Source organism: Clostridium mobile, from assembly GCF_018918285.1.
GTDB lineage: Bacteria > Bacillota > Clostridia > Clostridiales > Clostridiaceae > Clostridium_AW > Clostridium_AW mobile.
In genome coordinates this window covers 361,036-373,559 of record NZ_JAHLQF010000001.1, presented here as the reverse complement: position 1 = coordinate 373,559, position 12,524 = coordinate 361,036, and the positions used below count along the sequence as shown (strand labels likewise).

At 29.1% G+C, this 12,524-nt stretch carries 12 protein-coding genes; all 12 read left to right on the top strand.

From position 1 onward, the window contains the following. Window positions 1-19: 19 nt before the first annotated feature. Window positions 20-1,792, top strand: coding sequence for a flagellar hook-associated protein FlgK (flgK, locus tag KQI86_RS01985; protein WP_216437481.1), 1,773 nt, complete (start codon window positions 20-22; stop codon window positions 1,790-1,792). Between the two features lie 102 nt (window positions 1,793-1,894). Next, entirely contained in the window at window positions 1,895-3,454 is a 1,560-nt protein-coding gene (gene flgL / locus KQI86_RS01980) for a flagellar hook-associated protein FlgL (protein WP_216437480.1), read from the top strand. 75 nt (window positions 3,455-3,529) lie between these two features. After that, on the top strand, window positions 3,530-3,961 hold the full coding sequence (fliW, locus tag KQI86_RS01975; RefSeq protein WP_216437479.1) for a flagellar assembly protein FliW: 432 nt from the start codon (window positions 3,530-3,532) through the stop codon (window positions 3,959-3,961). After that, the gene (csrA, locus tag KQI86_RS01970; protein WP_216437478.1) at window positions 3,961-4,176 is read left to right on the top strand and encodes a carbon storage regulator CsrA; all 216 of its coding nucleotides are present in this window, start codon (window positions 3,961-3,963) and stop codon (window positions 4,174-4,176) included. Before fliW ends, csrA begins: the two co-directional genes overlap by 1 nt. A 28-nt stretch (window positions 4,177-4,204) precedes the next feature. Next, window positions 4,205-4,564, top strand: coding sequence for a flagellar protein FlaG (locus tag KQI86_RS01965; RefSeq protein ID WP_216437477.1), 360 nt, complete (start codon window positions 4,205-4,207; stop codon window positions 4,562-4,564). Window positions 4,565-4,777: 213 nt separating this feature from the next. Beyond that, window positions 4,778-5,071: a hypothetical protein gene (locus KQI86_RS01960; RefSeq protein WP_216437476.1), complete on the top strand. Its 294-nt coding sequence runs from the start codon at window positions 4,778-4,780 to the stop codon at window positions 5,069-5,071. A gap of 11 nt (window positions 5,072-5,082) precedes the next feature. After that, on the top strand, window positions 5,083-5,469 hold the full coding sequence (gene fliS / locus KQI86_RS01955; protein WP_216437475.1) for a flagellar export chaperone FliS: 387 nt from the start codon (window positions 5,083-5,085) through the stop codon (window positions 5,467-5,469). Window positions 5,470-5,531: 62 nt separating this feature from the next. Further along, window positions 5,532-7,160, top strand: a complete 1,629-nt coding sequence (gene fliD / locus KQI86_RS01950) for a flagellar filament capping protein FliD (protein ID WP_216437474.1) — start codon at window positions 5,532-5,534, stop codon at window positions 7,158-7,160. A gap of 15 nt (window positions 7,161-7,175) precedes the next feature. Beyond that, window positions 7,176-7,514, top strand: coding sequence for a flagellar protein FliT (locus tag KQI86_RS01945; protein ID WP_216437473.1), 339 nt, complete (start codon window positions 7,176-7,178; stop codon window positions 7,512-7,514). Window positions 7,515-7,709: 195 nt separating this feature from the next. Beyond that, a complete protein-coding gene (locus KQI86_RS01940; RefSeq protein WP_216437472.1) occupies window positions 7,710-8,537 on the top strand; it encodes a flagellin N-terminal helical domain-containing protein in 828 nt (275 codons plus the stop codon). A gap of 192 nt (window positions 8,538-8,729) precedes the next feature. After that, window positions 8,730-10,835, top strand: coding sequence for a glycosyltransferase family 2 protein (locus tag KQI86_RS01935; protein WP_216437471.1), 2,106 nt, complete (start codon window positions 8,730-8,732; stop codon window positions 10,833-10,835). A 55-nt stretch (window positions 10,836-10,890) separates the two neighbouring features. Beyond that, window positions 10,891-12,471: a tetratricopeptide repeat protein gene (locus tag KQI86_RS01930; RefSeq protein ID WP_216437470.1), complete on the top strand. Its 1,581-nt coding sequence runs from the start codon at window positions 10,891-10,893 to the stop codon at window positions 12,469-12,471. Window positions 12,472-12,524 lie beyond the last annotated feature (53 nt).

Genomic DNA, 12,524 nt, shown 5'->3' with positions numbered 1-12,524 from the left:
AAGTTTGGAGGTAAAGATTTTGTCAGGTTTATTCGGAACTTTAAACATAGGTAAAAGTGGTATTTTTACACATCAAAAAGCAATTGATGTAACATCACATAATATTGCAAATGCAAATACAGAGGGGTATTCAAGACAGAGGGCTGAAATGCAAACAAGAAGACCTTTTTCTACCCCAGGAATGAACAGTGCTGGATCAGTAGGGCAGATGGGAACAGGTTCCATTGTATCTCAAATTAATAGGGTAAGAGATACCTTTATAGATTATCAAGTGAGAGAAGAGTTAGGTACTTTAGGACAATATAGTGGAAGGGATAAGTTTTTAAGAGAATTAGAAAACATATTCAACGAACCTACGGATACAGGAGTATCTAATCTTATAGGAAAATTCTTCGATGCATGGCACGAACTTTCAAAGCAAGCAAACACATCTAATGCTAAAACAGGTGTAGCGGAACAGTCAAAAGCCTTGGCGAATGAATTAAATCGTATTTATAACCAGTTGCAAAAACTTAAAGAAAATGCTCAAGAGTCTATTAAAGATACGGTTGTTAATGTAAATCACATGCTAGATGAAATTAATGAATTAAATAAAGAAATAGCTGAAATAAGTTTTATGGGACAAACACCTAATGATTTAATGGACAGAAGGGACTTGCTTATAGATGAACTTAGTTCAAAATTTGGCATAAAAATAGAAAAAAGAGGCTCAAACGGGCTAGACATAAGTACGAAAAGCGATCCTAACGCTCAGCCTCCAGGAGGCTTAAATATAGTTCAAAAAGTTAATCCAGATGATGTGTTAAAGTTTGCATATGTAAGTGAAATAGTACCAGGAGAAAATGTTAAAGATGGACAGCCAGGTACATATAAAATAGTATATTATAAAAACGGCGATATGACCTCAGGTAAAAACAGGGTAGAAATGGAAATTGAAGTATCTGATGATGATAAACTATCAGCAGCAGAAAAACTAGATCAGTTAAGACAATGTAGGGTTATATGGACAAATAAAAATGGAGAGGCTGTAAATAAAGAAGGAAAACCCATAGGGGAAAGCGGAAGTATTGATGATTTATCCACTTTTACACCAAGCAATGGGGAACTAAGTGGTTATATGTCCGTACAAGATGATATAGATGCGTATACAGAAAAATTAAATAAATTAGCAAGATCCTTGGCTTTTACTGTAAATGCTATACATTCACAAAGTGCAGGTAATTATGAAGACGAACTACTTTTCTTTGTGAATAAAGATGGTAAAGAAGAAGATATAACTGCAGAAAACATATGCGTTAATCCGGATATACTTAAAGATGTAATGTTAATAAATGCTGGAAAAGAAATTGGTGGAGAGGGAGATGGAAATAGAGCCCTAGCCATTTCAGGATTAAGAGATAAATTGACGCAAATACAAAACATGGTTTTAGATGGCAAAGGAAAGCATAATAGGGAAAGCTTTATAAATGAGCTTGGCAATGGGTTGATTATGGATGATGAACTAGGAGTACTCGTGCTAAAGGGGAACACTGGAGGTTCAAAACCAGACAATTACTTTAAAGGTATGATAAATGAATTAGGAAACCAAGCATTAGAATCTAAAAGAATAGTGGAAAAACAGTACATTAGATTAATGGGATTTCAGGAATCAAAATATGCAGTATCAGGAGTATCCTTAGATGAAGAAATGACCAATATGATTCAATTCCAACATGCCTACCAAGCAAATGCTAAGATAATCGCCACAGTGGATGAACTTTTGGATGTAATAGTAAATGGACTTAAACGTTAGTTTAATTGAGAGTTGAGAATTGAAGATTTTTAGATATGGTTGAAATTCTCTTAAAGTAATTTCTTCATTATCTAAAAATCTTGAAAAAAGGAGGTAATATAATTGAGAGTTACAAATAAAATGTTAGCTACTAACTTTTTATCAGATATGAGAACCAATATGAGTAATTTAAGAATTCTTCAAATGCAATTAAGTTCTGGTAAATTAATTAGGAGGCCTTCCGATGATCCTTTAAGAGCTTCCAGAGCTATGCAGTTACATACTGACATCAACACAAATAAGCAGTACAATAGCAATATAAAAGATACTAAAAATTGGTTAGATCAGACAGATACATCACTAAATCAGCTTGGGAACCAAATCAAAAGGGTTAGAGATCTTTTGATGTCTGCAGGTAACGGATCCTATAGTATAGATGAAAGAAAAAAAGTAAAAGATGAAGTAAATGAAATAATAGGACAGTTTGCTCAAACTCTAAATGGAAATTTCGACGGTAAATACATATTTTCAGGTACGAGAGTTTCAGCAAAACCTGTAGGAATAATAAAGGGCCCAGCTACTACAGATGTTCAAAGCGTTGCAGCAGAAGATGGAAAAATTCCTGAAGAAGGTAAAGTGGTTGGAAAGTTTACAGGAACTGAAAATAAAGATTATGAAATAACCGTTGGAAAAATAGATACTTCCACTAATAAAGTAATAGAGTTAAGTGTAAAAATAAATGGAGAAGAGTCAGTAATACTTGCAAATGGGGACGGAAGCTTTGATCTAGGAGATGGAATGAAATTTTCCATAGAAGATGGAGAAGGAAATGTTCCAAAAAATAAATATACATTTTCAGCTATAGCAGATGGAAATACTAAATTAGTTTACAAAGGAAGGGAAGGAGAAACCCTTCAAGAGCCAACTACTGCTAAGATAAGCAAGGCAGAGGAATGGAAGGGAAAAGAGATAACCTTTGATTATAAAGGAGAAAAAGTTTCTATAACCTTAGACGATGATATAAAAACTTCAAAAGAGCTAGTGAAAAATATTAACGATAAGCTTAAAGGAACAGCTCTAGAAGGAAAGTTATCTGTAGAAATGATTGAATCAGGGGATGAAACTAATATAAAATTTACAAATTTAGATGATAAAAATCCTATAACTCTATCAGGTACTTCGGATATAGAAGACCTAAAAGATTTAAAAGGTAAGGATGTATCAGGAAATGAACTAGATTTAATCAACGAAAAATTAGTTACAGAAATATCCCAAGGAGTAAGGGTAGAGTACAATGTAACAGCCTCAGAGATACTAACTTTTACAGATAGTAAGGGAGTAAATAGAGATGTAAGGGACATATTTGAAAATATCATTAGACATTTAGATGATGAAAATGGAGTAAAAAAGTTAACTGGAGAAGACTTAGAGGCTATAGATGAAATTGCTAATAATATACTAAAAGTACGTTCTCAAGTAGGTGCTAAACAAAATACAATGGATGGCGCCAAAGAAAGAAATACAGAGGAAAACTTTAATATAACAGAAATTTTATCTGAAACAGAGGACGTAAATGTTACAGAAAAGATTATGGAATATGCTACAGCTCAAATGGTTTATATGGCATCATTGCAAACTAGCGCAAGAGTACTTCAACCTACGCTTATGGATTATATTAGATAGTGTACTAGATTATTAATTTTTTAGATATTTGGATGATTAGATTTTTAGACGATAAAAAAATGTGGAGGGAAAATTATGAAATTTAGCACAAAGCATCATGGAATTCTAGAATATAAAGAAGAAGATGTAGTATTATTTCCTAAAGGGTTACCAGGGTTTTCAGATTTAAAAAAGTTCATTATTTTTCCCGTTGAAGGAGAAAGAATTTTTAACATATTGCATTCTATAGAAGAGGAAGATATTGGACTTGCGGTAGTATCTCCATTTAATGTATGCAAAGATTATGAATTTCAACTACCAGAGGAAATGATAAAAAATTTAAAAGTGAATTCTCCAGAAGATATATTAGTTATTACCACAGTAACAATTAACTCCGATTATAAGATGATAACTACTAACTTAAGAGCTCCTATAATTATAAATATAAAAGAGAAGATTGGGGAACAAATAATATTAGAGAACGATGAATATAAAATAAAACACCCAATTTTTCAGGAGGAAAAGTAATGTTAGTTATAGGGAGAAAAAAAGGTGAATCCTTACTCATAGGGGATGACATAGAGATTACAGTGGTAAAAATTGAAGATGGTTCAGTAAGATTAGCTATAGAAGCACCTAAAAATGTGAATATATTAAGAAAAGAACTTTATAAGGAAGTAGAACAGGAAAATAGAAATGCAGTTGAAGTAGATATCTCACTGCTTAAAAATATAAAAAAATAGTGTTTATTTTCAAAAGGGGTGTAATAACATGGATGTAAAGTTAGTAAGTCAGGGAGGACAGATTAACTTTGATAAAAATGCTATATATAATGAAATCATGTTTTTTGACAAAGGTAATGGCAGCGTTGGACAAGCTGAAGTGATAGGAGATAATATAAAAATACAGGAAGATGATCTTAAAAAAGCAGTGGATACCTTAAATAAAACCTTTAATGATAAATCCACTTATTTAGAATATGAGGTATATGGTAAAACTAATAATATTATTGTAAGAATAATGGACAAAAATACAAAAGAAATAGTAAAAGAAATACCACCTAAAAAGATTATAGATATGGTAGACAAGCTCTGTGAATTAGCAGGGGTGTTTATGGATGAGAGGGTTTAATGGATATATACTGTTTGTGTAGCTTTCGCCTCAATAAGAATTTCTAGAATTTATTTTATAAAACTTCCTAATGCTGGCAAACTCGCTTGCTCAAACATGCGCAGCATTTTAACGGAAATTTTCTAAACTAAATTAAGAACTTCTAAATTTTGCTCAAATGCATACGGCACAGTATATATCATTAAAAGTTACTATAATAAGGAAGGTGTTTCTATGGAATATAGGCTTAATAAAATTGATACTGAGATAAGACAAAGAGTTGAAGAGTCAACAAAAGAAGGCATAGTCCATAGGAAAAAGGATATAAAGATAGATAAGGATGCACAAGAGAAGAGGGAAGAAAAGGATTTTTCTGAGCAATTAAAAAAATATAGTAAGAAAAAGAAAAAAGTAAAAATAATTTCAGTTGAAGCTGAAAAGGTAGAAGAAGTAGATGTAGAAGCGGTTAAATATAAGGCGGAAGAAAAGCAATTTTCTAGTGGAAGATTTTTAGACACAAAAAGGTAGGTGTAGAGCGTATGTACGCTAGCAATGCATATAATGCTTATAAAAATAATAGTGTAAATTTTGCTTCAAAGGAACAATTACTATTAATGCTACTAGATGGAGCAGTAAAGTTTTCTAAAATAGCAAAAAATGCAATAGTAGAAAAGGATGTAAAAAAAGCTCACGAAAATATAATAAAAACTGAAAATATATTCTATGAGTTGGTTGCAAGTTTAGATGTTGAAAGAGCCGGAAGTTGGGGGGGATCTTTAGTTCAAATATATGAATTTATAATACAAAGATTAGTAGATGCAAACATTAAAAAAGATGTAGCTATAATGGATGAAGTAATACCTCTCATAGAAGAGGTAAGAGATACTTGGGAAGAGGCATATAAAATCAGCAAAACTACGAGATAAAAGTTAGATAGATGATTAGATATTTACAAATCTAAACATCTTAAAAAAAGGAGGTATAAATCATGGTAAGTGGTATAAGTGGAGGCGGTCTTAGATTACCTGGACTAGCTACTGGTATGGATACAGATGATATGATAAAAAAAATGCTTATGGGACAACAAGCTAAAATAGATAAGGTTAAGCAAGATAAACAGATAATAGCTTGGAAACAGGAAATGTATAAAGATATTATAAAGGATGTTAAAGATCTTCAAAATACTTATTTTAGTTCTACAAGTAAAGATAGCCTAATAAATAATAAAAACTATTTTGATTATATAGCTAAAGTTAATAGCGGTGTTTCAGCCAATATTACTGCTGGACAGGGAGCAATTGAGGGAAATTATATAGTAGACGTAATACAAATGGCTAAAGGAGCTACTGTTAGCGGAAAATTGCAATATACTGATGGTTCTAATAAAAATGTTACTAACGATACTAAATTATCAGAATTAGGAATAGATAAAAATTTCACTATAACTGTAGACGGGAAGGAGTTTACAGTAGATGTTGAAAAGCTTGATAAAAGTAAAGCTACTGTAAAAGATTTAGTAAGCAGCATAAAAAATAGTTCTTTTGAAGTTGATGGGAAGACAGAAAAGTTGTCTGATTATATAAATGTTTCCTTTAGTGAACTAAGTCAAGAAATTTCAATAGAAACTAAAAAAACTGGTGAAGGTGTAGTTATTGCTATAGGTGGGGACAACAAAGTATTTGATGTAAGTACTATTGATGAAGGTAAAAATTCCATAGCAGAAATTACTGCTCCAGGAAGTAGCGCAAAGGTTAAAGTTGAAAGGGATTCTAACAATTTTACTATTGATGGGATTACTTACAAGCTAACTGAAAAGGGAGAAACAAATATTAATATATCAAAGAATGTAGATCAAACTTTTGATAGAATAAAAGGCTTTATGGATAAGTATAATGCTCTTATAGAAAAAATAAGCGGTAAATTAAAAGAGAAAAAAGACTATGACTACAAGCCGTTAACAGAAGAGCAAAAAAAAGAAATGAAAGACGACGATATAAAGGCTTGGGAGGAAAGAGCTAAAAAAGGTGCGCTCAGAAATGATAGTAATTTAGAAAAAATGTTAAGTGATCTAAGGGGAGTTTTCTATGATAAAGTAGAAGGAAGTAATATTAGCTTTGGTAGAAAACAAACAGGATTAGATACTAGTAGTGATACTACTAAATCAGGACAGATTGAATTTGGCCCGGGAGGAGAAGAGACATTAAAGAAGATCTTAATGGAAAATCCTGAAGATATTATGAATCTTTTTAATAAAATGCCTTCAATTAGTAATCCTAAAACTTCTGAAGAGAAAAAGCAAGCTTATAATGAATCTGGAATATTTCAAAGAATAAATACTATAATAAAGGACTATGCAGGGTTGCCAGGAGTAACTTTAGGTAAAGGTATTCTGACAGATTATGCTAATAAGCAGGAAGACAATAGTATTTATGGAGTAATTGGAAGCAATAATTTACCAGACCAACTACATAGAAAAGATATTATGATAAAAAATCTAAGTGACAAAATGAAGGAGAAGGAAAAGCAACTTTATAGACAGTTTGCTACATTAGAAAAAGTAATGAATAAATATAATTCACAAGCTGCTTGGATGGCACAACAGTTTGGAGGACAATAAAGGGGAAAATAATTTATGAATGAACTTAGGGAAAGTTTAGTTAAGTTTAATAAACTAACTCTAGAAATCATTAGCGATATTAAAGAGGGAAATATAGATTCTATAGATAGTCTTATGGATGATAGACAGAAAATAATAGATTTTATTGAGAGTATAGATTATTCCAAAGAAGAATTTATAGATATATGCAATAAATTAAAAATAATAGAAAATAATAAAGAATTAGAAAAAATAATTAAGGATAAAAAAGAAGAATTAAGAAATGAGCTAGGAGAATTGAAGGTTACTAGAAAAGCCAATAATGGTTATAATCATAGAAGCTCAAATGCTCTAATTTTCAGTAAAAAAATATAAAACTTAATATCTTTTAAATAATTTTATAAAAAAACTATAAAGTACATTTTAATTATTACGATATATAAAGTGTAAGGAAGATATACTGCCTGAGTGGCCATGAAGGTGGTATATATCTTATAAAGATAATTTTTAAAATAAAATAAACTAGGGTTTCACAGGGAAGTGGAACATAATTTCAAGGAGGGTATAAAAATGATTATTAATCACAATTTAAACGCTATGAACGCTCACAGACAAATGGGAATAAACACTGGTAATAGTGCTAAGGCAATGGAAAAATTAAGCTCAGGTTTAAGAATAAACAGAGCTGGAGATGACGCAGCAGGACTTGCAATCTCAGAAAAAATGAGAGGACAAATCAGAGGTCTTAACCAAGCTTCAAGAAACGCTCAAGATGGTATTTCTTTAATCCAAACAGCAGAAGGTGCTTTAACTGAAACTCACTCAATTCTTCAAAGAATGAGAGAATTAACTGTACAATCTGCTAACGATACTAACGTAACAGTAGACAGAGATAATTTACAAGAAGAAATAAAAGAATTAAAAACTGAAATAGATAGAATAGCAACTCAAACTCAATTTAACACTAAAGAATTATTAAATGGAAGTTTAGCAGGTACAAACGCTGTTAATTTCCAAATTGGAGCAAATGCTGGCCAAATGATGACTTTAGCGATTGACGATATGACTACAACTGGATTAAGTATAACTGGTATTGATATAAGTGGAACTAATGCGGCTAGTATAAGTGCTCAAATTGGAACTATAGATAATGCTTTAAACTTAGTTTCAAAACAAAGAGCAAAACTTGGAGCTAACCAAAATAGATTGGAACATACTATAGCTAACTTGGATAACTCTTCAGAGAACTTACAAGCAGCAGAATCAAGAGTTAGAGATGTAGATATGGCTAAAGAAATGATGAACTTCTCAAAGAATAACATTCTTCAACAGGCTGCTCAAGCTATGCTTGCACAAGCTAACCAAGCACCACAAGGAGTTCTTCAGTTATTAAGATAAGCAGTGAATCAATTTGGCTTTAGCTAAATTTCGTGAATCTCTTACTCAGACATAGTCTGAGTTTCCTTAATACATTTAAAATAAAAAGCATAAGAATCAGAATACTTCTGACTCTTATGCTTTTTTATATTTAAAGTTAAACAAATTAAACACGATATATATCATAGATACATCGTGAAGGGAATGAAATAAATGAAGCTAAGCATAGCTATGATAGTTAAGAATGAAGAAAAGTATATTGAAAATACATTAAAGCCTTTAAAAAAATTGCAGGAATATATAGAGAGCGAAATAGTTATTGTAGATACAGGTTCTACAGATAATACTGTAGAGATTGCTAAAAAGTATACAAATAAAATATATTTTCATAAATGGAATAATAATTTTGGGGATATGAGAAATATTTCTATAAATTATTGTAGTGGTGATTGGATATTAGTAGTGGATGCAGATGAAGTTCTTTATGATGTGAAGGAATTAGCAAAGTTAATTAAAAATAAAAAAAGTAATAAGTACAATGCTGGAATTATTAAAATAATTAATTTTAACAGAGATGTGGAAAATTCAATAAATAATGGAGCTATATCTCCTTTAATTAGAATTTTTAAAAGAGGAACCATAAATTATTTAGGAAGTATTCATGAACAACCTCAATTTAAATATCCTTTAATAAATACTAATATAAGATTTATTCATTATGGTTATGATAATAGGGATTGTAAATTAATGGAATATAAATTTAAAAGAAATTTAAGTTTGTTAATGAAAGAAACAAAAAAAGATCCAGATAATATATATATAATTTATCAAATATCAGCGTCTTATAGTATGCACAAAGATTCAAAAGAAGCGTTAAAATACATAGAAATGGCTTATGCCAAATGTAAGAAAGAAATAGGAAAATATATATATGTATTAGACAAATATTGTTCTCTTCTATATGGATTAAAAGAATATAGGTTGCTCTTAGAAAAAGTAGAGGAAGGTCTACAATGTGAGAATTTTATAGACTTTTATTTTTATAAGGGAGAGGCTTGTTACAACTTAGGTAAATATGAAGAAGCTATAGAAGGCTATAATGAATATTTAAATTGCTATGAAAAACTAAAGAATAATTCAATGATTTATAATGCTACTTTATCTATTACTAAAAGAGGTTTAAAAAATAATGTACTTTATAATTTAGCTTTAAGCTATTATAATAATAATTCTTATGATAAAGCTTTAAATATAATATTTAAAATAGAAGATAAAAATATATTAAAAGAAAAAGTCCGTATAATACTTAAGATTATAGTACAAGGCAAAGTATGGAATAAAGTTTCGAGTTTAGATGAACTTATTGATAAATATAATTATGAAAACATATTATTTTATATACATAAAGAAGTTCTATTAGAGGATTTAATAAAACTTAGTGAAAACCTATCAGAAGGAAATTTAAAGGAAATTGTTTCTATAGTTAAATATTTTAAAGAAAATGATGGTCTTGATAAAGAGTTAATACAGAAAGTCAAAAAAATAACTAATGAAAATAAGATACCTTATGCAATTTATATATATTATATTTTAAAATACGATATTAATGAAATTGAAAATCTTATAGTTTATGGGAAAAATAAAATAGAAAATATATTAATATATTTATGTGCTAATTATTATGATTTTAATTCTATTATGTTGAAAGGCTTAGAAAAATTTAAATCAATGGAATTAGCTACTATATCTATTAGAACCATTATGGAAAAAGTACTATTGTTAAGTGGAAATCTACCTAAAGAGGATAACGAAGAAATATTTTTGAATTATGTGGCAAACAAATATTACTGTATTATAAAAACTTATAATAGTAATTTAATAGAAAACAATATATGGATGCTTACAGATGAGGATAGATTTATATTACAACTAAAAAAAGCATTACAATATAAGTATGAAGACACTATGAGTTATATAAAATCTATAAAAGATATTATAAATTTAGAGAAATCTTATACAAAATATATAGAAATATTAACAGAGAATTTAGAGGAACCTGTAAATAAAGATATTAAGGCTTTAATACCTAGTTTAATTGAAAGCATAAAAGGATTATTAAATAAAGAAAAATATCAGGAAGCCTATGATACTGTTGAAGAAGCACTATCCTTAGTAAAATTTGATTTTGATTTAATGATGTTAAAATTTAATTTACTTATAAAATTTAATTATAAGGAAGAAGCTATAGAATGTTTAAAAGAGATTATATTATATGGAGAAGCTAGGAGAGTTAATAAAGTTATAGAAGAATATTTTTAAAATGTAAAATAAACTAGCAAAAAAATTTGCTTTTAGGAGTGGTTATATATTGGATATGGAACAACATAAAAATAATATAAAAAAAGCTATAGAAGCTCTTGTAAATAAGAATGAATTAGAAGAGGCAAAAAAAGTAGTAGAAGAATATGATAATTTGGTTCCAAATGATAAAGATATTTATTCCATTAAGGGTGTTATAGCTATGATGGAAGGAGATATGAAAGAAGCGGAAAGAGTTTTAAAGAAAGGTATTGAGATAAGTGGAGAAAATTTTGATTTAATTTATAATCTTTCTTATTTATATCAGTGTAATGGGGAAAATGAACTAGCTATAAAACATTATAAAAAAGCACTTCTGAATTCTAACAATGAAAATCAAGAAAACATTGCTTATACAATGCTACAAGAATTAGGAATTAAAGAAAGTAAAGAGGAAATTATTAAAAATACTATAATAGAAAATAATAATAAACTAAAGGTGGTTTTTTTTCCTTATAAAGTCTCTATGTGGGATAGTTTAGAAACAATATATGAAGCTTTTGCAAAAGACGAAAATTGTGAAGTTAAAGTGGTACCAATTCCTTATCATCAACTTTCCAAAGACAAAGTTATACCAACTTATGAGGGAGAACGATTTCCTAAGAATATTCCAATTATCCATTATAGTAAATATAATATTGAAAATGAAAAACCAGATATTGTTTTTGTACATAATATATATGACCAATATAATACTATAACTCGTGTTTATGAAGGATATTTTACATTTAATCTTAAAAAATATACACATATGCTTGTATATGTACCATATCATATTGCGTCATTTTTTCCGCCTTATGGGAAACATGCAACATATATGATGCCAGCTATAAAGAACGTAGATAAAATTATTTTAGTTGGTGATTTTGTAGAAAAATCTGCGATAAAAGATGGTATACCAAAGTCAAAGCTTATGACACTTGGATCACCTAAAATTGATTCTATGGTTAATAATTTAAAAGAAAATAAGGCATATCCAATTGAATGGAAAGAAAAGTTAGATGGTAAAACCGTATACCTTTTAGATACTGGTTGTTTGTATTTTATTAATGATCCTTTCTCAAAAATAGAGGAAATAACAAATATATTGAATATAACAAATATAAATAAGAATACCGCCTTAATTTGGCGTCCTCACCCTCTTACTAAAATCTCAATAATGAGATATATACCTCAACTGTTAAAGTATTATAATAAGTTAACAGAATACCATATAAAGCATAGAAATGGTCTTTATAATAATGTTATATTAGATGAAACTGATAATTACTTATATGCTTTAAATGCTGCAGATGTTTTGATATCAGGGAATGGATCATTACTGGGAAGTTATTTGCTTACTGAAAAGAAAATAATTTTTTTGGATGAGAAAATGCCTGAAGGATCAGTAATTCCACCAAATGTTTTTTACTATTTTTACAATAAAAAAGAACCTTGGTACGAGCTTATTGAAAGGATTAATAATGGAGATGATCCATTATCTAAAAATCGTAAAGGAATAGCTTCTAAAGTTTATGCAAATACATATGGAACTTGTGGAGAAGAAGTGTATAGAACAATAAAGAAAATAGCATTAAAGAATAAAATCGATTATTGAAGAAAGAGTAATTTTTAGAAATATAAGAGCATTAAAGATTAACAACTAAAAAG

What these genes read in the sequence shown, in the direction of transcription:
- fliS (WP_216437475.1), top strand. Translation starts at nt 5,083, where the DNA reads ATGTACGCTAGCAATGCATATAATGCTTATAAAAATAATAGTGTAAAT.
- KQI86_RS01965 (WP_216437477.1), top strand. Translation starts at nt 4,205, where the DNA reads ATGGATGTAAAGTTAGTAAGTCAGGGAGGACAGATTAACTTTGATAAA.
- fliD (WP_216437474.1), top strand. Translation starts at nt 5,532, where the DNA reads ATGGTAAGTGGTATAAGTGGAGGCGGTCTTAGATTACCTGGACTAGCT.
- KQI86_RS01945 (WP_216437473.1), top strand. Translation starts at nt 7,176, where the DNA reads ATGAATGAACTTAGGGAAAGTTTAGTTAAGTTTAATAAACTAACTCTA.
- KQI86_RS01960 (WP_216437476.1), top strand. Translation starts at nt 4,778, where the DNA reads ATGGAATATAGGCTTAATAAAATTGATACTGAGATAAGACAAAGAGTT.
- fliW (WP_216437479.1), top strand. Translation starts at nt 3,530, where the DNA reads ATGAAATTTAGCACAAAGCATCATGGAATTCTAGAATATAAAGAAGAA.
- KQI86_RS01930 (WP_216437470.1), top strand. Translation starts at nt 10,891, where the DNA reads ATGGAACAACATAAAAATAATATAAAAAAAGCTATAGAAGCTCTTGTA.
- KQI86_RS01935 (WP_216437471.1), top strand. Translation starts at nt 8,730, where the DNA reads ATGAAGCTAAGCATAGCTATGATAGTTAAGAATGAAGAAAAGTATATT.
- csrA (WP_216437478.1), top strand. Translation starts at nt 3,961, where the DNA reads ATGTTAGTTATAGGGAGAAAAAAAGGTGAATCCTTACTCATAGGGGAT.
- KQI86_RS01940 (WP_216437472.1), top strand. Translation starts at nt 7,710, where the DNA reads ATGATTATTAATCACAATTTAAACGCTATGAACGCTCACAGACAAATG.